The following is a 21,077-nucleotide window of genomic DNA, read 5'->3' on the forward strand; positions in this document are numbered from 1 at the left end:
TTTTAAAATCTCACTTTTTTTAATTATATTTGAGAAAACACACAAATTATGTTTGAATTTCTTCAACATCTGGATTCTCTTCACCAAGGATTTTGGTATATCGCCTTAGGTGCCAGTTTATTCTTTTTATTTCAAACTGTTCTTACTTTTATCGGCGGTCATCATGGTGGTGACTTCAGTACTGATTTTGATGGAAATCTTCACCACGATACCCCTTTTCAGTTATTTTCATTGAGAAATCTGGTCAATTTCCTGTTAGGTTTTGGTTGGGGTGGTGTCGCATTTTATAATTCTATAGAAAGCAAAACTTTTTTGATTATTATTTCAGTGATAATAGGAATCGGTTTTGTGGTTTTATTTTTCTTTTTAATTCTTCAAATATTAAAACTTACGGAAGACAATACTTTTAAGGTTGAAAATCTGATCGGAAAAGTAGGAGAGGTTTATCTTACCATCCCTGCCAAAATGGGCGGAAAAGGGAAGATTCAGATTTCTTTAAACGGAACAAATCACGAGCTTCAGGCGATGACCGAAGCTGAGGAAAATATTCCGTCCAGTCATTCTGTGAGAGTGATTTATATTTATGATGAAACACTTGTTGTTGCAAAAATTTAATTTATTATAACATACTTATTCTTTATTTATGGCAATACCCGGAACACTTATTCTGATAGTAGTAATCGTATTTGTACTATTCGTCACGTTTTTAGCCCTTATTTCAAGGTACAAAAGATGTCCTTCAGATAAAATTTTAGTTATTTATGGTAAAACAGGAGGCAGCTCTGCAAAATGTATTCACGGAGGTGGTGCTTTTGTATGGCCTGTGATTCAGGATTATGCTTATTTAGATCTGAAACCGATCTCAATTGAAGCCAACCTTACCAATGCATTATCCAGACAGAATATCCGTGTGGACGTACCTTGTCGATTCACCATCGCAATCTCTACAGAACCGGATTCTATGGGAAATGCAGCGGAAAGATTATTAGGATTGGCTCAGGAGCAGATTCAGGAACTTTCTAAAGATATCCTTTTCGGGCAGCTTCGTTTGGTTATCGCAACGATGACTATTGAAGAGATCAACTCTGATAGAGATAAATTTTTAGATAATATTTCTAAAAATGTTGATACTGAATTAAAGAAAATTGGTTTAAAACTAATTAACGTAAACGTTACGGATATCAGAGACGAATCTGGATATATAGAAGCTTTAGGAAAAGAAGCTGCTGCAAAAGCGATCAATGAAGCCATCATCAGTGTTGCTGAACAAACGAAGATCGGGGAAACCGGAAAAGCGATTGCTGACAGAGAAAAAGATACTCAGATCGCTGAAACGCAAAGACACAGAGATGTAAAAATTGCAATCACTCAAAAAGATAAAGAGATCAGTATTGCTTCTGCAATGAAAGATGAATCCATCGGTAAAGCGGAAGCGGCAAAAGAAGCCAGAATTGCGACTTCATTAGCCAACTCAATTGCTGTAAAAGGGGAAAACGAAGCAAAAATTACCATCGCCAACTCCGATGCAGAAAGAAGAGAAAAAGAAGCAGAAGCATTAAGAATTGCAACGGCTGCCGAGAAAGTCCAGGCTGCAAGATCATTGGAAGAATCTTATCTTGCCGAACAAAAAGCAGAAACAGCCAGAGCTGAAAGAGAACGTTCTACGCAACAGGCGAATATTGTCGTTCATGCAGAGATTGCAAAACATAAAGCGATCATCGATGCTCAAGCAGAAGCCGAGAAAATAAGAGTTCAGGCAAAAGGAGAAGCAGACGCTATCTTCGCTAAAATGGAAGCTGAAGCAAAAGGTCTTTACGAAATCCTGACAAAACAGGCAGAAGGTTATGACAAAATAATACAAGCTGCGGGTGGTGATACAAACAGTGCATTCCAGTTATTGTTAATTGAAAAACTTCCTGAATTGGTTAAAACTCAGGTTGAAGCGGTTAAGAATATTAAGATAGATAAAATTACAGTTTGGGACAGCGGAAACGGACAAGACGGTGGGATTTCTACCTCTAATTTTGTTTCAGGAATGATGAAATCTGTACCTCCTTTGAATGACTTATTTAATATGGCCGGACTGAATTTACCGGAATACCTTAAAGGAAAGCCGGAAGAAGTTCAAAAAGAGATTATAACAGTTGTTGAGAAAAAAGAGAAGAAGAATTTTGATGATATGACTTCTGGAAATGATGCTCCGAAAGGGGATCTTCCACAAGCTTAATTAAAATAAAATGATATTTTTAAAGACAGGTTTTTTTGAAGCCTGTCTTTTTTATTTTAACTTATCCAAGTTCCCCATTTCTTTACAACCTTCCATTTTTTATTTATTTTTTCTAAGAAATAAGCTCTTCCGCTTCCGCATAAACCTCCACAATGGTAACCGGATTCTACATAGGCTTTTGATTTATCTTTAGAAATAATAGGTATACAAAAGGTGAAATATTTTAAATAATTATCTTTTTTCCACTCTTGTAAAGTTTGTTGATGCGGTAAATGTTCAATTTTTGAGAGTAATTTTCCTGAAATTTTTAATGAATCAGGATTGGTATTTTGAGAAAGTAAATAAAGTGAATCTTTTTTATCAAACCCTTTTGCATCAACTTGCCAAAGATTAAATAAATCTCCAATAGAAAGATCATTTGGAGGGGTTACTTGAATTATGCCATCGATTTTATATTCTTTAGAATCCGAAATTTTTTGTTTTTCTAAATATTCAATAACGACATTATTTTCTTTATTATTTTTAAAAACCTTTAGACTATCATTGTTTATTACAGCTTCTATTATATCATCAAATTCATTGATGTTTTGATTTAATTCAAATTTATCTTCATTATGACAGCTTATAAGCGTCATTGTTGAAATTAAAAAAAATAGGTTTTTATACATATTTATTCGACTATAACTTTTTTAATAATCTCTTTAATCACTTTCAAAACGTCAGTTGATTTTTCTCTGATAATCAATTTGTTCTTTTTATCCTTAATTAGTTCTGTGAAGTTATTGTCTTCGGTATTAATATCTACAATTGTAGCTCCATATTTCAAAGCCGTTTCAGCAATGGCAATTGGGAGACTTGTTGCCCCAGAAGTTCCAACGATAAAAAGAACTCCACTGTTTTTGGCAACCTTTAAAGAACTGAATTTCTTATGAGCCTTTTCATCATAATATTCATCGAACCAAAGGATATTAGGACGCATCCAGTGTCCACAAATTTTGCAGGTCAAAAGCTCGATATCTCTTTGAGTTAGATCTTCGTCAATATTTTTGCCTTTGATTTCTTCTGGAAGATTTATAATTTCCTTGCATCCGTTTGAACATTTAAGCTCTCTGTTATTTCCATGAACTTCATAAATTCTTTGAGTTCCCGCGCGACGATGTAGATTGTCAATGTTTTGAGTTAATAAATGGAATCTGTCTTGCAAAATATTTTCGATTTCAGCCAATTCAAAATGACTTTGGTTGGGTTCAACATCTTCAAACATCTTTTTTCTGAATAAAGAATATTGCAGAACTTCTTCAGGATGTTCCTTAAAATATTTGAATGTTCCAAACTCTTCCGGTTTGTGAAACTGGGTTCCTTTCACCCAAATACCATCTGTTCCCCGATATGTTGGGATTCCACTGTCGGAAGAGATTCCTGCGCCTGTGAGGAAAGTAAAAAGATTTCGTTTTTCCTTTTTATAAACTTGTTGAATAATATCTTCTAGTTGTGTTTTCATTTAAAATAATAAAAATCTAAAACTAATCAATTTCCTGCCAACAAAAAAGCTCCGGAAAATAATTCCGAAGCCTTTTGCAATCAACTAAATAATATATCTACTTTACAATGACTCTTTTCACCTGACCTTCTGAAGTTTTTACCAAGTAAACTCCTGTAGAAAGTTTTGATGTATCTATTGTTAAAGCATTTTTCTCTTTTCCGATTAACTTGCCGGACATATCATACAATTCGTATCCTTGCGCTCTGTTGAAGTACAGCGTATTTCCTTTTGCCACAGGATTCGGGAATATATTGAACGTGGAATTTTCAGTTTTTATTTCTCCTGTTCCTAACGTTGCAGAATTTGCCACTTCATACATAGATAAAGTTCCACTGATCTCATTGGCAATAATCACATAACCTTTTCCTGTCGTTGTGTTTTGAGGAGCGATATAAGTGATTCCTTCCGGGCCATTGTCGCCTCCGTAAGCCGAAGTAGAACGGGAATGTTTATAATCAGTAAATGTAGGGTTATTAGGATCTGTAATGTTGTAAACCATCACGCCACCTGTTCTTTCCAGAGTAATGAACGCGTAAGTTTGTCCGTTGATTGTTCCCAACGCTACACCTTCCGGTTCAGGGCCTTTTGCACGGCTTCTGTTTTTTGCACCGTTTGCTTCATTATCAGCATTAAAAATTAATGGATGATTAGCTGCAATATATCTTTCAAATTTATCACCACTATCATAAACGATCTGTTTTGTATCTGCATTGAAAATAGAGAATGAACGCGCACCCAACGCAGAAATTTCTTCAAATTCTGCATCTCCGTCCGTATTTCCTGTTGCATTTGAAACTCTGAATCTTCCTAAATTATGAGAAGCTTTTAAAATATCAGCATTCGGGAAAATGGTTGGATCTAAAGTGTAAGCAGCCGCTCCAACGGTCGTTCTTTCACTGAAACCAGAAAGGTCTTTTTCGTCTCCTTCATTTGCTGTTACGATATAATTGGTACTTCCGATTTTAAAGTTTTGAACGGCATCCGGAGTGTAGTATGTTTTTACTGGCCAGTTGGCAATTAAAATCTCACTATTATTATCAGAAGCATCAAAACCGTTTCCAGGTAAGCTCATATCTTTTTTGCCTAATCCCCAAATACTTGTAATGGTTTTTGTGGCTAAATTAATTTCCGCAACAGCATTGTTTTCCTGAAGCGTAACCCAAGCTTTTTGACTGTCAGCACTTACCGTAACATATTCAGGTTCTAGGTCTTGAGAAAGTGTGTTATTGGTTCTTACTTTTCTTAATCCTGTTGCGGTTAAAGCTGCAAGTTGAGAATCAAATGCATTGAAATTTAGGGTTGAAACATTAGTTTGAGTAAGATTTCCAACACCTCCAGAAATATCAATAATACTTATAGTTCCTTCCGGATCTACCGTGTAAGCATCGTTTGGCTCACCTTCGTTAGCTGTGATAACTTTGGTTCCGTCCGGAGTGAAGGTGATCATGTCCGGTAAAGCGCCAACCGTAACCTGTTTCATGAAGTTTCCATTAATATCAAAGAAAACAACAGAACCATTTAATTGAGGATTTGCGTTAGGAGAAGAAACGGCAATAATTCCATTTTTCACAGCGATGCTTGTAATTCCTCCGAAAGAAGCCATGTTCACGGTTTTAGTAACAACCGGAGTGGTAGGATTGCTGAAATCAATAATATCAAAAACATCAGTCAGAGAACTGATTGTGAATAATTTTTGTGAGGTAGCATCATGAACTACAATTTCCGTAGAACTTGTACTGTTTCCAGAAGGGTCAAAACTTCCAATATAATTTAATTGAATCTGCTGAGAAGGAACCGGAGCTTGCTTATCATTATCAATAATATAAACGGTAGCATTATTATCACCAGAAATCGTTGCCCCAACAGGATTTTCAAGACTTACAACGAAATACTCAGCGCTTTGCTCTTCCAATGTATCATCAATAATCGGAATATTTACGGTATAACTCGTTGTTGACGGAGTAATATTAATTGTCTGATTTGTTAAAGTAAAATCACTACTGTTTGCCGTACTGAAAGGTGCAGGTTTTACCACCAAATTCACCGTTGAAGTAGATGGATTGTTAACATTAATCTTAAATGCCAAACTTCCCGCATTTTCATTGACTTTAATGAAGTTTTTATCTAAAGAAATAGAAGTTCCGGCTGTTGTGAAAGTAGTTGCCGTTGTTGTCGTTACCGCATTATCGCTGGTATCTTCTACCATATTTGGTTTTAAAGCCAAATAATAAGTTTGATTTGGAACTAAACCTGCAGTCGGGATTACTGTGATTTTGTTGTTGCTGAATGTTGTTGTAAAGGGAACTTGTGTACCTGTAGAACTTCCAAGACGGAAATCTACAAGATTTTGTGCATTAGAATCGTTGATCGCGGAATTGTCTGTTAATCTTACATTTTCATTAAAAGAAATCGTAGGATTTACAGTCGTAGAGGCATTATTTGTGCTGTTTGTCGGAAGATAAGCTACCGTGGGTGGAGTAGTGTCTGCACCGCCTGTTGCAGCTGCGTCTACCGTAAAGTTATCAAAACGGTTGTTTCCAACAGTTCCTCCTGTACCTGCTGAGAATTCCACTTTTAATTTAAAATTCGGATTATTTGCAACGCCTGAAATTGCAGAAAAATCGAAAGTAATTAATTGTGGATTGGCATCCTGAGGAGAAACGGTCTGATAAGGTAGGAAAGTCGTTCCGTTTGTTGAATAAGACCAAGTCTGAGTTCCTGCTCCCGATCCTGATCTTCTTGTCGTGAATTTCACCACCACATTGTTATATCCTGTAGTCGGAAGGTTGAATTGTAGGTTTCCGTTAATTGGGAAATTATATCTTAAATGGGTTCCCGGTGCATCGCCATTTCTGGCATTCAGGTTTTCTGTACTGAAGTTTTGTCCGGTTCCTCCTGCGAAATCTACTTCTGTTGTTCCACTCGTTACTGCGGTAAGAGAACCGCTCACCAACGTGGAAGTCGGAGTGGTAATAGCAGCTGCTGAAGCATTGTTATTGAAATTCCAATAGTGAATAAGTGTCTGCCCGAAAAGTCCGCCCTGAAGAAAGAATGCGGCAATGACAGACCCTTTTAAAAGGTAATTGTTAACCATTTTTACTTAAATTAGATTTATGCAAAAATGAACTTTCTAGTCTGTAAAGGTTTTAATAGAATCTTAAGAAATGATTAATAATTCGTAATGAAAACTAAATATTAATTTTAAAACAGTAAGATATAATTAATAATGACAGAAACTGTTTCTGAAATTTATCTTGTAGCTTTTTCGTTATAATCTTTACTTTTTAAAGTTGATACTTTTCCGGACTGATGTTTTTGTGTATACAAAAATCCTGAAATTGCTGTGATAATCAGTAGTATGAAAATAACGAAGATGATTCTTTTTATCATTGCTCTCATTTTGCTAAATTTTTAATGTCCTGAATTTCTAAAATTGATGTAGAATATCCTTTCTGCACAGTATTAATCATTGCTCTTCCGACTTCATGTAATGTTAACGATTTTGAAGGCAGAAGAATAGGGAAGAGCCATATCACAGGTTTGAAAAACCATTTTACATTTACTTGTCCGTCAACAGGTTTCATAAATCCGGGACGAAAATTATAAGCATCTTTGAAACCTAATTTCTTCAAATCGTTTTCTGTTTTTCCTTTTACTCTCGCCCACATCAATTTTCCGCTTTCTGTTTTGTCAGTATGAGCTCCTGAAACATAGTTAAAAACCATTTCCGGATTCAGATTTAAAAGAACTTTGGCAAAATGTAAAGTCGTGTCGTATGTAATTTTAGTATAATCCTCTTCGTTCATCCCAACACTGCTGATTCCGGCGCAGAAAAAACAGGCATCGTAACCTTTTAAATTTTCATCGTTTACATCAATTCCAAGGAAGTCGGGAACTAAATATTCTTTTAGTTTCGCGTGTGTTTTTCCGGATGGTTTTCTGCTTACACTTAGAACCTCAGAAATGTTTGGATTTTCAAGACATTCCAGTAAAACGCCTTCGCCTACCATTCCGGTTGCACCTGTCAGAATTATTTTGATTGAGCTCATTTTTTTATGTTATAAAGTAATGACGTTTCCGGATTTGTTTTTACTTTAAGTAAATTACAAAAAATAGGTTATTGTTGAAATTATTTTTTATTGTGGTGGCTTCGAGAGCCTCAGCCACCAGTTGAGAACTTCATTTCAGTTATCAATAGAGAAAATTATCTGATGAAATACTGATTTGAAGACTTATCGAATGGTCGCCAAAGTTCGATAAAACTGGAGGCTGAGGTTCTCGAAGCCACCGGTTTTTTGCTGAATATTTCCAATGATGACTAAATCCCTAGCCCCAATCGCAGCATTTGTTTGAGCTCATTTTTGTTGTGTTTCGGCGCGGCGGCAAAGCCGCCGCGCCGAAACACAACAAAATAGCGAGTGCGGAGAGCGGGAAATAGCTCCCAAGAATATAAGTAATGAGTAATTGGTAATGAATAATTACAATTCTTGCCTATCCACAATAAAAAACCAGCCAAAAATGACTGGTTTTACTATTATATTGTAAACTTACAATTATTTTTTATCATGTAATTGACTGTAAATATTATGAATAAGTCCATCTGCAACAGAGATTTTCGGAACAAAAATTCTATTGATATCAGACCATGTCATGACATTATTAAAAATCTTCAAAGCATGCGCCACAACATCGGCTCTGTCTTCTCTGAGGTTGTGTTTTGTCATTCTTTCTTCCACAGAAAGTTCGTTAAATTCTTTGTACACCTTTTTAAGATGAGAAAGAGTCATCGCTTTTCCGTCCTTGGTTTTGCTCATGGAGAAAACTTTGTTGATGTTTCCGCCCGAACCGATGGCAACAATAGGTTTTTTGCTTGAAATATTATTGTTGATCTCTTCTTTCATCTCCTTCCAATTATCGAAAGTAACAAGATTGTTCAATAAACGGATTGTTCCGATATTGAAAGATTTTTCATAGACCATTTTACCGTTTTCGTAAAAGGTAAGCTCGGTAGAACCACCGCCAACGTCAATATAAAGATAGGCGAATTCTTTGTCTAAGCCTTCTGCCACATGGTTTTCATAAATCAGGGTTGCTTCTTCGTCTCCTGAAATGATCTCGATTTCAATTCCGGAAGCTTTTTTTACATGTTTAATGATTTCCTGACCGTTGGTTGCATCACGCATTGCGCTCGTAGCACAAGCTCTGTAATGTTCAACTTTATAGATTTTCATTAAGTCACTGAAAATTTTCATGGAATCGATTACCATTTTTTCTCTTTCTTCACCGATCTTTCCCAATGTAAAAACATCCATTCCTAATCTCAGAGGGATTCTCAGAAGATTAAGCTTGATGAATTCAGGCTTATTGTTGTTGATTTTTACTTCATTAATTAAAAGTCGGGCTGCGTTACTACCAATGTCTATAGCTGCGATCTTCATTTTTTGCTTGTTTTAGCTTTTAAATATTTATAAGTCTCTATCTGAGAACGGCATTCTTCTTTTCCATTGCTGATGTATTCGTTGCTCAATTTTTTGTCTAAAATACGAGCTTTTACGTTATCTCTCAACTGAATGTCTAGAATTTCTTTTAATTCTTTCTTCAGATCTTTGTCGGTGATCTTGGCTGCGGCTTCAATTCTGTAGTCTAGGTTTCTGGTCATCCAGTCTGCTGAGGAAATATACATATCTTCCGCACCTTTGTTGTAGAAATACATTACTCTGGCGTGTTCCAAATATTCATCCACAATACTGATGGCTTTTATCTTTTCTTTGAAATCTTTCTGATTCACAGCACAGTAAATACCTCTTACAATGATTTTTATGACAACACCGGCAATAGAAGCCTCGTATAGTTTTGTAATTAAAGCACGGTCGCTCACCGAATTGGCTTTAATGATCATTTCTGCTCTTCTTCCTGCTTTTGCTTCCTCGATCTCTTTGTCTATGTGATGAACAATCTTTTCACGCATAAACTGTGGACAAACCAATAAATTTTTACAAGTCTTTAAAACAGGTAAATAATCTTCTTTCGGTTTCTTTAATACGTTGAAAATTTTATTAATATCCGCCATCACATGACGATCCGAGGTCATTAATAAATGATCTCCGTAAATTCTGGCCGTTTTTTCGTTAAAATTTCCTGTGCTTACAAAACCGTATTGAAGGGTTTTGTTTTGTGCTCTTTTCTTAATGATACAAAGCTTAGCGTGAACTTTTTTATCCGGAATTCCCACTAAAACAGTAATTCCTTCCGGTTCCAGCATTTCTTTCCATTTTAAATTGGATTCTTCGTCGAATCTTGCCTGAAGTTCAAGCATTACGGTAACATCTTTACCGTTTCTTGCAGCATAAATCAAAGCATTAATGATTTTTGAACTGCTCGCCAAACGGTACGCTGTGATTTGAATTGATTTTACATCAGGATCCATTGCGGCCTCACGAAGAAGATCAATGACAGGAGTATATTTATGGTAAGGGAAGGTAAGAAGTACATCTTTTGCAAGAATAACGTCCGTTACTCTTTCGCCATGTTCAAAAGCTTGATGTTCAAAAGAAGTTCTTTCTGCAGGTCTTGCATAAGATTCAAAAACATCAGGGAAATCCATGAAATGCTTGAAATTATGAATTTTTCCTCCCGGAATAATGCTGTCTTTCTTGGTTAAATTCAGTTTACGGATAAGCAATTCCAACAACGCTTTATCCATATCTTTATCGAAAACAAACCTTGTCGGCTTTCCTTTTCTTCTGTTTTTAATTCCTTTTTCTATCTTTTCTGCGAAATTGGTTCTGATGTCGTTATCAAGATCCATTTCGGCATCTTTTGTTACTTTGAAAGCATTTGCAGCAAATTCATCATATCCGAAATAAGAGAAAATATGCGGTAAATTGAATGTAATGACATCTTCCAGCAACATTACATTTTTTTCCTCTGGATCTTCTGTCGGAAGCAACACAAATCTTCCCACAAAACGCGACGGAATTTCAATAATCGCATAATTACTGGAATATTGCCAGTCTTTTTTTCTCATCGCAACACCCAAATAAAGACTTTTATCCCTCATATAAGGCATTGGCGTGTTTTCGTGAAGTAAAATAGGAATAACATTAGCTTCCACAACTTCATCGAAATATGTTCTTACAAACTCTTTTTGTCTGGCCGTTAGATTTTTTGAATTTTTAATGAAAACCTTTTGATCAGCCATTTCGGTCTGAATTTTTTTCCAGGTCTTATCGAAATTCTGCTGATGTTTAATAACAATTTCATTAATATTTTGAAGGATTTTAGAAGGTGGCTGATAAAAAGACTCAGCGATTACTTTTTCCTTAAAATCCATGGCGCGCTTTAATCCGGCAACCCGCACTCTGAAAAATTCATCTAAATTATTGGAAAAAATCCCAAGAAAACGGATTCTCAGATGTAAAGGTACATTTTCGTCCATCGCTTCCTGCAAAACTCTTTCGTTGAAGGCAAGCCATGTGATATCTCTCGGATTAAAGTGTAATGACATTCTCTAGTTTATAATTTATCAAAAATAATAATTCATATGCTTTTCAACTATTTTTCTAGGTTAAACTTTGATTAATTTTTAATGTTTTAAATAAAGAACAAAAGAAAAGATAATTTTCTGTAAGGATTCTGAAACGATTCCGACTATAGTTATAAAGATAAATTATAACCACAAAAAATTATTTATGAAAAAGTATTTATTATTAATCATCGGTTTATTTATAACTAACATCTATGCACAAAGAGGATGTGCAACAGATCAGAAGATGAAAGAGTTTTTTCAAAAAAATCCTCAGGCTTTAGAAAGAAAAACAGATCTTCGTAACTTTCTTATTAAGAAAAATAATACGGCGAAATCTCCTCAAACTGTCATTACTATTCCTGTGGTTGTGCATGTATTATATAAGAATGCGACGCAGAATATTTCTGACGCTCAAATTGCATCTCAAATTGCAGTTTTAAATAATGATTTCAGAAAGATGAACTCAGACTTTAATACCGTAGTTCCGAATGCATTCAAACCAATGGCTGCAGATCTGGAATTGGCTTTCTGTATGGCAACAAAAGATCCCAACGGAAACCAAACAACCGGTATTGAAAGGAAATCTGTAGCTTCAAATTTTGATTTTGAAGGATACTATTATGATGCTTCGGGTGCTTTGGCCTGGGATCCTACGAAATATTTAAATATCTGGATAGGTGATTTACCTCCCGGATATTTGGGTTGGGCATATTTACCGGATGCCGCGGGATCTGAACTTGATGGTCTTGCCATTGGTTATCAATTTTTTGGAACAACTGGAACGGTTTCCTCGCCTTTTAATAAAGGAAGAACGGCGACTCACGAAATCGGACATTATTTTGGACTGGAACATATTTGGGGACTTAACGGAAGTGCTTGTGGAACTCCTGATAATGATGATTTTTGTGCTGATACTCCTGCTACTGACGGACCGTATTATGATTCGCCTACATTTCCAGATAATCAATTAACATGCACACCCTCTGCAAATGGCGCTATGTTTATGAATTTTATGGATTATGTAGATGATGCCGCAATGGCTATGTTTAGTAATGATCAGAAAACAATTACAAGTAATACAATGGCAGGCCCGCGTGCCAGTTTACTCAATGCCAATGGATGTTCTTCTGCTGTTTTAGGTACAAGTGAAAGTGAAAAAGCTACTTCAATCAATATTTTTCCCAGTCCGACAACAGAATACATTTCTATAGCTTCACCTATGGTTAAAATTAATGAAGTAGAGATATTTAATTCAGAAGGAAGATTATTGAAAAAAGCTTTTATTAAAAATGAAACTGACAAAATTGATGTCAAAGATTTTGCATCCGGAGTTTATTATGTAAGAACCTATAGTGACAAACAGTTCGTTAAGTCTCTGAAATTTATTAAGAAATAAGTGAAAAAATTTCCAATTATTTATATTAAAACCTCGATTATTTCGGGGTTTAATTTTTTAATATGTCAATTTGTCACAAAAAACTATATGGTACAGATATTGAGAAATAGAGATTGTAATTAATAATTAAAATTAGAAAAAATATAAATATTATGAGTAAAATAATTGGAATTGACTTAGGAACAACCAACTCTTGCGTTGCAGTAATGGAAGGTAAAGATGCTGTTGTTATTCCTAATGCAGAAGGTAAAAGAACGACTCCTTCTATTGTAGCATTTACAGAAGATGGTGAAAGAAAAGTAGGAGATCCTGCAAAAAGACAGGCTGTAACGAATCCAAAAAAGACAGTATATTCTATCAAAAGATTTATTGGAACTCATTTTAAAGATGATGCAAGTGAAATTTCAAGAGTACCTTACGAAGTTGTAAAAGGTCCGAATGACACTGTAAAAGTTAAAATTGACGATAGAGAATATACTCCACAGGAAATTTCTGCAATGACGCTTCAGAAAATGAAGAAAACTGCTGAAGATTATCTTGGACAAGAAGTAACAAGAGCGGTAATCACTGTTCCGGCTTACTTTAATGATGCACAAAGACAGGCTACTAAAGAAGCAGGAGAAATCGCTGGTCTTACAGTAGAAAGAATTATCAACGAACCTACTGCAGCTGCATTGGCTTACGGTATGGATAAAGCTCACAAAGATCAGAAGATCGCTGTTTATGACCTTGGAGGTGGTACTTTCGACGTTTCTATTCTGGATTTAGGAGACGGAGTTTTCGAAGTATTGTCTACAAACGGTGATACACACTTAGGAGGTGATGACTTTGATGATGTAATTATCAACTGGATGGCAGACGAGTTCAAAGCTGAAGAAGGAGTTGAATTAAAATCTGATGCAATCGCACTACAGAGATTAAAAGAAGCTGCTGAAAAAGCTAAAATTGAATTATCTTCTTCTCCACAAACTGAAATCAACTTACCATATATCACGGCTACAGCTACAGGTCCTAAACACTTAGTGAAGACTTTAACTAAAGCTAAATTCGAGCAGTTAGCTGCAGACTTAGTAAGAAGATCTATGGAGCCTTGTAAAAAAGCGCTTTCTGATGCAGGTCTTTCTATCTCTGATATCGATGAGGTAATCTTGGTTGGAGGTTCTACAAGAATCCCTATCATTCAGGAAGAAGTTGAAAAATTCTTCGGTAAAAAACCATCTAAAGGAGTAAACCCTGACGAAGTAGTAGCAATTGGTGCTGCAATCCAAGGAGGAGTTCTTACAGGAGACGTAACAGATGTATTGCTTCTTGACGTTACTCCACTTTCTTTAGGTATCGAAACAATGGGTTCTGTATTCACTAAATTAATTGAATCAAACACTACGATCCCAACTAAAAAATCTGAAGTTTTCTCTACAGCTTCTGACAACCAGCCGGCTGTAAGCATCAGAGTAGGACAAGGTGAAAGACCAATGTTCAACGATAACAAAGAGATCGGTAGATTTGACCTTACTGATATTCCACCAGCACAAAGAGGAGTTCCTCAGATCGAAGTAACTTTCGATATTGATGCAAATGGTATCCTTAGCGTTTCTGCTAAAGATAAAGGTACAGGTAAAGAGCAGTCTATCAAAATCCAAGCATCTTCAGGTCTTTCTGACGAAGAAATCGAAAGAATGAAAAAAGAAGCTCAGGAAAACTCTGCATCTGATGCGAAGAGAAAAGAAGAAGTTGAAATTTTCAACAAAGCTGACGGATTGATCTTCCAGACTGAAAAGCAATTGAAAGAGTTTGGTGATAAATTATCAGCTGACAAAAAAGCGGCAATCGAAGCAGCTCACGCAGAATTGAAAATAGCTTTCGAAGCTAAAAACGGTGATGATGTGAAAGCTAAAACTGAAGTTTTAGATGCAGCTTGGATGGCAGCTTCAGAAGAAATGTATGCAGCAGGACAACAGGCAGAAGGAGCAGGAGCTCAAAACCCTGGAGGTAATGCAAATGGTGCAGAAGATGTACAAGATGCAGACTTCGAAGAAGTAAAATAAGCAGTTACAGACTGATTGAATATAAAATCCCCGAGCGAAAGCGAGGGGATTTTTTTGTATCCGGAATTAAAGTAAAATACTTAAATAAATATTCCTTGTATTTCTAAGCGCTAATTTCAAGCTTATATCCTTTTCCGCGTATAACAACAATTTTGATATTCGGATCAAATTCCAGTTTTTTTCTAAGTTTTGATATGAACATATCTAGACTACGCCCTACAATAACACCTTCATCTTCCCATATCTCTTTTTGTAATCTGGTTCTCTCTATAGTTTCGTTAGGAGATAATGCGAAAATGAGTAACAGACGCGTTTCAGTTCCAGTCAATTCTATTGTATTTTCATTTTTTATTAGCTTACGGTTCTTCGCATCGAACAACACTGAGCCCAAAGTTAGCATATCTGTATGCTGACTTTCAGGTAAAGTTTTCTTGGGCTTAACAGATCTGAAAAAAATAAAACCAACAAATGCTAAAAATGACAGGCCGCCCAGAAGATATCCATTTTTTACTGTATTTATTCCTGTAGGTTTGAATTTAATGTTGATCATATAACAGGCGACGGGCTGCTTTCTTCCTCTGCAGGATACAATATCATCTTGTTTATTTTTAGATATAGCGTATCCATAAGCTACACTGGAGTTGGTACAGTTAAGTACATTAACAACATAATCACTTGCGAACGGGTCTTTGGCTAACAAACGTTGAGTAGTATTCACTAAAGAGTCTGGTTGAAAAGTAATTTTATTCTCAAAGCTGATCAGATATTCATTTTTTGCAATTTTTTTCACAGGGAGTACTCTTGATGTACGATCACCCGACTGTAGAAGTATCTCATGTCCGATTTTACGGAGCAAAACTTCTCTTCTGGCAAAGTCAAAATCGTCACTATCCTCACTGCTGAAAGCTGCATAGATTACACAGATAAATGAGAAAAGTATGAATCCGAACAGGTATTTGCGTTTTCCTGAAAGGAGATTTCTGCTATTAAACATAGTGTCAAGTTATTATTTACAAAGTTTACATTTTTATTTACAATTTTAAGCTCATCAACAGAAAAATAGTAGAGTAATTTTGATGCATAAACTTTAAAAGGATTATAAAATAATGTTATTAATTAAATCTACAAGAAACATGAAAAAAGTTATTTATGCGCCGATCTTACTACTCATTGTGGTAAGCGGACTGGTATTCGCTAATTGTGAAATTAAAAATGAAACTTCTAAAAAACCAATTCCCAAGACTCTCTCTGCTACTGAAATTAAAGCCGAAAAGAAAAAATGGGAGGCTACTCCTGCCGGTATAATGTACAAAAAATGGGAAGTGTCTCCCGCAGGTAAAAAAGTACAGGACGCTGAAGCTAAAATATGGAAGAATATTAAAGGGTATACAAATATGGAGGGAGTTATAACCTCTCTTTCTCTTCCGTCAGGCTCAAGATTAGGTTTCGGAGTGATGGTCAGGATTAATGATGACGATTACATTGCAATATTTCAGCCGGAAAAGTCTCAACTTGAGCAATTGCATAGCTTAAAAGTTAACGACAAAATAATTATAAAAAGCCATAGCCTAATGCATGCACCTAAGTATGCATACCCAATAATACCAGTCGGATATGTAGAACGGGATAGTAAAGTAATTTTCCAACGTAGCCCTCGCAAAGACGGATGCTAAATAAATGATGAAATATCTATAAATATAAAATCCCCGAGCGTAAGCGAGGGGATTTTTTGTGTCCAGAATTAAAGGAAAAATACCTAAATTCGTATAGTTTTAATCAAAAAATAAAGTTCAGATGAAGTGTAATAAAATAATTTTAATTGTTGGTTTATTGTTATTTCAGTTAAATTTTGCTCAGGAAAAAGCAGACGTTGTATTAAACAAAGCTCTTACAGAAGCAAAAGCTAAAAATAAAAACGTTCTTTTGGTTTTCCATGCATCGTGGTGTAAGTGGTGCAAAATGATGGAGAAAAATATGAACCTTCCTGAAACAAAACCACTCTTCGATAAAAGTTTTGTAACTGCATATCTTGACGTTCAGGAAAGAGGCGAAAAGAAAAGCCTTGAAAATCCTGGCGGACAGGAAACAATGAACAAATATAAAGGCGAAAATGCAGGACTTCCTTTTTGGCTTGTACTGGATCCGAAAGGAAAAGTGTTGGCAGATTCTTTTGATGAAAAAGGTGATAATTTAGGTTCACCGGCAACACCAGAAGAGGTTAATTCCTTTTTAGCTAAGTTGGAAAAATCTTCTAAATTGAATAAAGAAGAGCTTCAGACAATTCAAAGTGTGTTTGTGAAAAAAGCTCAATAATAAATTCTAAAAATTGAAATGCCTCTAAAAGTGTAAATTTTTAGAGGCATTTTTTGTTATAAATAGGATGATCCTAATTGCTACTTTTATCAATTTTATCTGTTTCTTTTAAATAAAATTCTAAGTTTTTTTGAGTGAGTTTATCATAACCTTCTTCTTTAATACTTTGCAACTGAACTTGAATAAACTTATCCTTTTTCATTTTTAATGAAGTGTCTCTCATCGAAACAATTTCGGTTGCCATATAGATTTCATTTTTCAAGTAAGTTGAAATATTTTCCTTATTACCTACACAACCCATTTTGTATTTCATAATAAGTGGATTATCAGAATAGAATTTATAAATTTCCAAAAACCTTTTATCATTTCTTTTAAAAAGCTCTAGACTCGAATATAATCTTAACGAATTACTGCCATTTTTAGCAAAGAAATAGAGCTCATCATTCTTGGCTGCTTTAGATATTTCTTTGAAATAACCATAAATAATACTTGACTCACCATCAATTTCTACATGTGAAGATTCTGCATAGTCGATTGTATCTAAAGGTTTTGCTAATGCTTTTACTTTTTGAGAGATCTGAGCATTTACGAAATATAGCTGAAAGATGAGAAGAAAAGCAATTTTTATTTTCATGCCATAAATATAAAAAAACTCCCCAAACAAAACGTTCAGGGAGCTTAATCTAATTTTTATTTACCAAAGAATATTTCGTCTTTCTTTTGTTGTTCTACATATATTTCCTGAAATTTTACAGGCATATAATTGTAAAGATCGTTCCAATATTGGATTTTAGTGTGTTTTTTAAAGCTCTCAAAAGATCTTACAAAAAGGTTTTCAATCATATCTTTTACATAAGAATTTCCTTTTTCGTAAATGAATTCCATCAATTTAATATGATGTCCAATGATGTTAATCTTAGACTCTAATAAAAGATCTTTCAGATAATTGATAGTCGCCTGCATAACCCCGGCGAAATTATTTTGTTTTGATAATTGAGTGATCTCACTTCTGATTGGTGGATAGAAAAATTTTAAATACTCTACAGCCATTTTTTGGTTAATAGTTTGCATTTGCACATTCATCATAATTAATATTTTTCGAATACTTCTATTGCCGCGAAAACCGTACCAAACTTATAAGCAGGAAGCAAAAACAAATACACCTATTATGATAGCAATATGAGTTGCCAATATTTCCATATTATGCCTAGAATTGGACTTTTTCCATTGTTTCCAGTCGAATTCTTTTCTGATTTTTGTCTTCATAATTTTAACTTTTTTGTAATAAAATGGGTGAAATATGTAATGAAAATTTTACATTCCATGTTTATAAATTTGTTTTGAATAAATTTTCTGCAAGTCCTGAGAAATATGAGTAAAAATGGCTTTTCTATATTCCTCGTTGCAAAATGTGGTAAAATTGTCTAGAGAATAAATGAAAGTGTTTTCTACAGCATTTCTCAGTTTTACATCGCCGTTTTTGTAAATCTCATCCATCTTTTGTAAGCTCTTAAATAAAAGATTTCTGTCGTTTTGGCGGATCATGTTTTTAATACGATCCGTAAAAGTCTGGATAACACTGTCAGAATTCTGAGTTTTATTGTTTTCCAATTCATTTTGAATGTCGGGAACCACATCTGTAATTTCCTGAGCAGCTTGTAAATAATTCATATTACTATTGATTTTGATCTAAAATTTTAATGAAAACACCGGAAATAAAGACGACCAATAAAGCGATCAATATAACATGATAAGGCTTTAACCATTTTGGCGTTTTTGGGCCTTTGCTTTTTAATCTTCTTAAGGTGTCCAATCTGTTTAATGTCTTTAAGTCCATTTTGTATGTTTTGAAGACTAAATGCCAAATTGTATTCCTTTTAATATTAATTTAATTTAAATGGTTTAAAATCAATTAGTTGTTTGTTTTTAATTAAAATTTTAAAGCAAAAAAGCCTGTCAAAATGATAAGGTTTTTATCAGAATGAAATGGCATGAAAAAATCCTCAAGGTTTTCTTAAGGATTCAGATTGATCGAGTTTTATTCTAACCACAAAAGACACAAAAGATTAACAAGTTTAATTTAAGCTGATTATGAATTGCAAACAAGAACACATAAGTTTTTAAAAAATCTTTGATTTTGTTCTTTTGCAAGCTTCTGTTTTCAAAATAGCTCAACTTTAAATAGCTCAATAATAACTTTTGTGTCTAAATTTTTAATTAGCTTAAGAAGAATTAATTTCAAAAGCTTTGAGAACTTTGCTGAGTAGAACGCCTTTGCGAACTTAAAAACAGTTAGTAATCAAAAAAATCTCTGCGGGCTTTGCGTTAAAAAAACACTATTAAATCAATATTTCGATGACTTAAGCTTTACTTTATTCTTTTTAATAATGATGTGAAAAAGGTTAGAGTAATCCTCTTCAGAAACAGTTTCAAATGGCTTTTTAGCTCCAAAAGCTTCCAGAATATTGAGAATTGTATTAGAATGTCCCGCGATAATTACATTTTTACCGGAATATTTACTGAGAATTTCTTCAATAAGTTTTTTATTATCAGCAGGATTGTAATTGGTGATTTCAATTTTATTAAATTCTGCGATAGGCTGCAAAGTTTGCTGAGTTCTATTAAAAGGAGTGGAATAGGCAGCCGCGAATTTTACTTTTTTTAATTCTGTCAATAGTTTTTTGGCTCTTTGTTTTCCAATTTCGCTGAGGTTGGGATTTTTGTTGTTTACATCAGAAATATCCTTTTCCGCGTGTCTTACAATATAAATGTTAGTCGTTTGTGAGTATAGACAAGTAAAGGAAAAGATCAATAAAAATGTTGCTAATAAATTTTTCATCGAAGTTGTTTTTAATTGATTTTGATTCAAAACTAAATTACTATAATTTTATCCAAACCTCAAAATAGATTTATTTGTTTCTTGTTGCCTTTGAAGTTTAAAACTATATTTGTGCCTTCAAAAAAGATCAAAAAAAATGTTTTCAAAAATAGTAGTACACAGAGTAGGAAATAAAATCAACGGAGAGTCTTTAATACTTTCTCAGGAAGAATTGCAGTTGGAAGAAGGAATGGCAGAATCGCTTGAAGATTACTTTTTAGGGTCTTTCAAATCTGAGGAAACATTCAATTTTTACAGTGATACTTATTTGGTGAATAATCCTGTTTTCAGTTCTGTATCTGAAATTTTTGATGATAAAGCCAAGTTTCTTTGGGAAGCCGAAAATATTGCCAAACACCTTTTTGAAGCTGCTGAAAACCCAAGAGTTATGGGTGGTGAACTATTCATCGTTTATTTTGAAGATGATAGAGAAGGTGATGAAAAAGTAGATAAAATCGGAATTTTTAAAACAGAAAAAAGAGAACCATTCTTAAAAATAGCACCTCAGGGCGAAAGTTTTGAAATTGAAAAAGATCTGGGAATTGGTTTGTCAAAAATCGATAAAGCAGCATTGATTTACAATAATCATAAAGAAACCGGATATGTACTTTCTGTAGTTGACAATAACAAAAACGGAGATATGTATTACTGGTTTGAGGATTTCTTAAAGGTAAAACAGCGTGATGATGAATATTTTCATACACAAGAAGCGTTAATGGTGTACAAAGATTATATCACCAAACAACTTCCTCAGGAATTTGAAGTTTCTAAAGCAGATCAGGCAGATTTCTTAAATAAATCAATCAATTTCTTTAAAGAAAAAGAAGAATTTAAGTTAGACGAATTTGCTGCTGAAGTTTTAGGTGATGAGCATGTGATCGAGAGTTTTAATAATTTTAAAACAGATTACGAGCAGGATATGCAGATCAATATTGCGGAAGAATTCCCGATTAGTGAAGCGGCTGTTAAAAAGACGCAAAGACATTTCAAGAGTATCATTAAATTAGATAAAAATTTCCACATTTACATCCACGGAGATCGTCAGAAATTGGCTACAGGAGAAGATGAAAAAGGGAAATATTATATGTTATATTTCGATAAAGAAGTTTAAACTATAAAATTGCCCGGTTAATTAATAAAATGATAA

21 protein-coding genes are annotated in these 21,077 nt (G+C 34.4%); 7 read left to right on the forward strand and 14 right to left on the reverse strand.

Going from position 1 to position 21,077, the window contains the following annotated elements:
* Positions 1-48: 48 nt before the first annotated feature.
* Both SB689_RS11820 and SB689_RS11825 read left to right on the forward strand, forming a co-directional pair.
* Entirely contained in the window at positions 49-615 is a 567-nt protein-coding gene (locus tag SB689_RS11820) for a serine protease (RefSeq protein WP_410692345.1), read from the forward strand.
* Positions 616-643: 28 nt separating this feature from the next.
* Positions 644-2,227 carry a flotillin family protein gene (locus SB689_RS11825; RefSeq protein ID WP_410692346.1) on the forward strand — a complete coding sequence of 528 codons (1,584 nt, stop codon included), beginning with the start codon at positions 644-646 and terminating at the stop codon, positions 2,225-2,227.
* A 56-nt stretch (positions 2,228-2,283) separates the two neighbouring features.
* Here SB689_RS11825 and SB689_RS11830 read toward each other — a convergent pair whose 3' ends face one another.
* The 7 genes from SB689_RS11830 to ppk1 form a co-directional block, all read right to left on the reverse strand.
* Positions 2,284-2,895 (reverse strand): hypothetical protein, encoded by a 612-nt coding sequence (locus SB689_RS11830; RefSeq protein WP_410692347.1) that lies wholly within the window; start codon positions 2,893-2,895, stop codon positions 2,284-2,286.
* 2 nt (positions 2,896-2,897) lie between these two features.
* On the reverse strand, positions 2,898-3,728 hold the full coding sequence (locus SB689_RS11835; protein WP_410692348.1) for an SIR2 family NAD-dependent protein deacylase: 831 nt from the start codon (positions 3,726-3,728) through the stop codon (positions 2,898-2,900).
* 97 nt (positions 3,729-3,825) lie between these two features.
* Positions 3,826-6,864: a choice-of-anchor I family protein gene (locus SB689_RS11840; RefSeq protein ID WP_410692349.1), complete on the reverse strand. Its 3,039-nt coding sequence runs from the start codon at positions 6,862-6,864 to the stop codon at positions 3,826-3,828.
* A gap of 155 nt (positions 6,865-7,019) precedes the next feature.
* On the reverse strand, positions 7,020-7,160 hold the full coding sequence (locus SB689_RS11845) for a hypothetical protein (protein WP_410692350.1): 141 nt from the start codon (positions 7,158-7,160) through the stop codon (positions 7,020-7,022).
* A 5-nt stretch (positions 7,161-7,165) separates the two neighbouring features.
* Positions 7,166-7,819, reverse strand: coding sequence for an NAD-dependent epimerase/dehydratase family protein (locus SB689_RS11850; RefSeq protein WP_410692351.1), 654 nt, complete (start codon positions 7,817-7,819; stop codon positions 7,166-7,168).
* 504 nt (positions 7,820-8,323) lie between these two features.
* Positions 8,324-9,208 carry an exopolyphosphatase gene (locus tag SB689_RS11855; RefSeq protein ID WP_410692352.1) on the reverse strand — a complete coding sequence of 295 codons (885 nt, stop codon included), beginning with the start codon at positions 9,206-9,208 and terminating at the stop codon, positions 8,324-8,326.
* Entirely contained in the window at positions 9,205-11,277 is a 2,073-nt protein-coding gene (gene ppk1, locus SB689_RS11860; protein ID WP_410692353.1) for a polyphosphate kinase 1, read from the reverse strand. The genes SB689_RS11855 and ppk1 overlap by 4 nt, the downstream gene beginning before the upstream one ends.
* A gap of 184 nt (positions 11,278-11,461) precedes the next feature.
* Here ppk1 and SB689_RS11865 point away from each other — a divergent pair, with 184 nt between their 5' ends.
* Both SB689_RS11865 and dnaK read left to right on the forward strand, forming a co-directional pair.
* Complete coding sequence (locus SB689_RS11865) at positions 11,462-12,694, forward strand: M43 family zinc metalloprotease (RefSeq protein ID WP_410692354.1); 1,233 nt, start codon at positions 11,462-11,464, stop codon at positions 12,692-12,694.
* A 152-nt stretch (positions 12,695-12,846) separates the two neighbouring features.
* Entirely contained in the window at positions 12,847-14,739 is a 1,893-nt protein-coding gene (gene dnaK / locus SB689_RS11870) for a molecular chaperone DnaK (RefSeq protein WP_410692355.1), read from the forward strand.
* A gap of 103 nt (positions 14,740-14,842) precedes the next feature.
* Here dnaK and SB689_RS11875 read toward each other — a convergent pair whose 3' ends face one another.
* Positions 14,843-15,733 carry a winged helix-turn-helix domain-containing protein gene (locus SB689_RS11875; RefSeq protein ID WP_410692356.1) on the reverse strand — a complete coding sequence of 297 codons (891 nt, stop codon included), beginning with the start codon at positions 15,731-15,733 and terminating at the stop codon, positions 14,843-14,845.
* Positions 15,734-15,872: 139 nt separating this feature from the next.
* Here SB689_RS11875 and SB689_RS11880 point away from each other — a divergent pair, with 139 nt between their 5' ends.
* Together SB689_RS11880 and SB689_RS11885 are read left to right on the forward strand one after the other, a co-directional pair.
* Positions 15,873-16,412, forward strand: a complete 540-nt coding sequence (locus SB689_RS11880) for a hypothetical protein (RefSeq protein WP_410692357.1) — start codon at positions 15,873-15,875, stop codon at positions 16,410-16,412.
* 121 nt (positions 16,413-16,533) lie between these two features.
* The gene (locus SB689_RS11885) at positions 16,534-17,052 is read left to right on the forward strand and encodes a thioredoxin family protein (protein WP_410692358.1); all 519 of its coding nucleotides are present in this window, start codon (positions 16,534-16,536) and stop codon (positions 17,050-17,052) included.
* Between the two features lie 73 nt (positions 17,053-17,125).
* On the opposite strand, the gene SB689_RS11890 is transcribed toward SB689_RS11885, so the two are convergent.
* From SB689_RS11890 to SB689_RS11915, 6 genes are all read right to left on the reverse strand, one after another.
* Complete coding sequence (locus tag SB689_RS11890) at positions 17,126-17,686, reverse strand: hypothetical protein (protein WP_410692359.1); 561 nt, start codon at positions 17,684-17,686, stop codon at positions 17,126-17,128.
* 56 nt (positions 17,687-17,742) lie between these two features.
* Positions 17,743-18,138 carry a hypothetical protein gene (locus SB689_RS11895; RefSeq protein WP_410692360.1) on the reverse strand — a complete coding sequence of 132 codons (396 nt, stop codon included), beginning with the start codon at positions 18,136-18,138 and terminating at the stop codon, positions 17,743-17,745.
* A 48-nt stretch (positions 18,139-18,186) separates the two neighbouring features.
* Entirely contained in the window at positions 18,187-18,318 is a 132-nt protein-coding gene (locus SB689_RS11900) for a hypothetical protein (protein WP_410692361.1), read from the reverse strand.
* Between the two features lie 48 nt (positions 18,319-18,366).
* Positions 18,367-18,723, reverse strand: coding sequence for a hypothetical protein (locus SB689_RS11905; protein WP_410692362.1), 357 nt, complete (start codon positions 18,721-18,723; stop codon positions 18,367-18,369).
* Positions 18,724-18,727: 4 nt separating this feature from the next.
* Entirely contained in the window at positions 18,728-18,889 is a 162-nt protein-coding gene (locus SB689_RS11910; RefSeq protein WP_228394297.1) for a hypothetical protein, read from the reverse strand.
* Positions 18,890-19,396: 507 nt separating this feature from the next.
* Positions 19,397-19,891, reverse strand: a complete 495-nt coding sequence (locus tag SB689_RS11915) for a phosphoglycerate mutase family protein (protein WP_410692363.1) — start codon at positions 19,889-19,891, stop codon at positions 19,397-19,399.
* A 136-nt stretch (positions 19,892-20,027) separates the two neighbouring features.
* Here SB689_RS11915 and SB689_RS11920 point away from each other — a divergent pair, with 136 nt between their 5' ends.
* A complete protein-coding gene (locus SB689_RS11920) occupies positions 20,028-21,041 on the forward strand; it encodes a nucleoid-associated protein (protein ID WP_410692364.1) in 1,014 nt (337 codons plus the stop codon).
* The last annotated feature ends 36 nt before the right edge of the window (positions 21,042-21,077 follow it).

The organism is Chryseobacterium sp. SIMBA_038 (assembly GCF_046535115.1).
Taxonomy (GTDB): Bacteria; Bacteroidota; Bacteroidia; order Flavobacteriales; family Weeksellaceae; genus Chryseobacterium.

What these genes read in the sequence shown, in the direction of transcription:
- SB689_RS11820 (WP_410692345.1), top strand. Translation starts at nt 49, where the DNA reads ATGTTTGAATTTCTTCAACATCTGGATTCTCTTCACCAAGGATTTTGG.
- SB689_RS11825 (WP_410692346.1), top strand. Translation starts at nt 644, where the DNA reads ATGGCAATACCCGGAACACTTATTCTGATAGTAGTAATCGTATTTGTA.
- SB689_RS11830 (WP_410692347.1), bottom strand. Translation starts at nt 2,895, where the DNA reads ATGTATAAAAACCTATTTTTTTTAATTTCAACAATGACGCTTATAAGC.
- SB689_RS11835 (WP_410692348.1), bottom strand. Translation starts at nt 3,728, where the DNA reads ATGAAAACACAACTAGAAGATATTATTCAACAAGTTTATAAAAAGGAA.
- SB689_RS11840 (WP_410692349.1), bottom strand. Translation starts at nt 6,864, where the DNA reads ATGGTTAACAATTACCTTTTAAAAGGGTCTGTCATTGCCGCATTCTTT.
- SB689_RS11845 (WP_410692350.1), bottom strand. Translation starts at nt 7,160, where the DNA reads ATGATAAAAAGAATCATCTTCGTTATTTTCATACTACTGATTATCACA.
- SB689_RS11850 (WP_410692351.1), bottom strand. Translation starts at nt 7,819, where the DNA reads ATGAGCTCAATCAAAATAATTCTGACAGGTGCAACCGGAATGGTAGGC.
- SB689_RS11855 (WP_410692352.1), bottom strand. Translation starts at nt 9,208, where the DNA reads ATGAAGATCGCAGCTATAGACATTGGTAGTAACGCAGCCCGACTTTTA.
- ppk1 (WP_410692353.1), bottom strand. Translation starts at nt 11,277, where the DNA reads ATGTCATTACACTTTAATCCGAGAGATATCACATGGCTTGCCTTCAAC.
- SB689_RS11865 (WP_410692354.1), top strand. Translation starts at nt 11,462, where the DNA reads ATGAAAAAGTATTTATTATTAATCATCGGTTTATTTATAACTAACATC.
- dnaK (WP_410692355.1), top strand. Translation starts at nt 12,847, where the DNA reads ATGAGTAAAATAATTGGAATTGACTTAGGAACAACCAACTCTTGCGTT.
- SB689_RS11875 (WP_410692356.1), bottom strand. Translation starts at nt 15,733, where the DNA reads ATGTTTAATAGCAGAAATCTCCTTTCAGGAAAACGCAAATACCTGTTC.
- SB689_RS11880 (WP_410692357.1), top strand. Translation starts at nt 15,873, where the DNA reads ATGAAAAAAGTTATTTATGCGCCGATCTTACTACTCATTGTGGTAAGC.
- SB689_RS11885 (WP_410692358.1), top strand. Translation starts at nt 16,534, where the DNA reads ATGAAGTGTAATAAAATAATTTTAATTGTTGGTTTATTGTTATTTCAG.
- SB689_RS11890 (WP_410692359.1), bottom strand. Translation starts at nt 17,686, where the DNA reads ATGAAAATAAAAATTGCTTTTCTTCTCATCTTTCAGCTATATTTCGTA.
- SB689_RS11895 (WP_410692360.1), bottom strand. Translation starts at nt 18,138, where the DNA reads ATGATGAATGTGCAAATGCAAACTATTAACCAAAAAATGGCTGTAGAG.
- SB689_RS11900 (WP_410692361.1), bottom strand. Translation starts at nt 18,318, where the DNA reads ATGAAGACAAAAATCAGAAAAGAATTCGACTGGAAACAATGGAAAAAG.
- SB689_RS11905 (WP_410692362.1), bottom strand. Translation starts at nt 18,723, where the DNA reads ATGAATTATTTACAAGCTGCTCAGGAAATTACAGATGTGGTTCCCGAC.
- SB689_RS11910 (WP_228394297.1), bottom strand. Translation starts at nt 18,889, where the DNA reads ATGGACTTAAAGACATTAAACAGATTGGACACCTTAAGAAGATTAAAA.
- SB689_RS11915 (WP_410692363.1), bottom strand. Translation starts at nt 19,891, where the DNA reads ATGAAAAATTTATTAGCAACATTTTTATTGATCTTTTCCTTTACTTGT.
- SB689_RS11920 (WP_410692364.1), top strand. Translation starts at nt 20,028, where the DNA reads ATGTTTTCAAAAATAGTAGTACACAGAGTAGGAAATAAAATCAACGGA.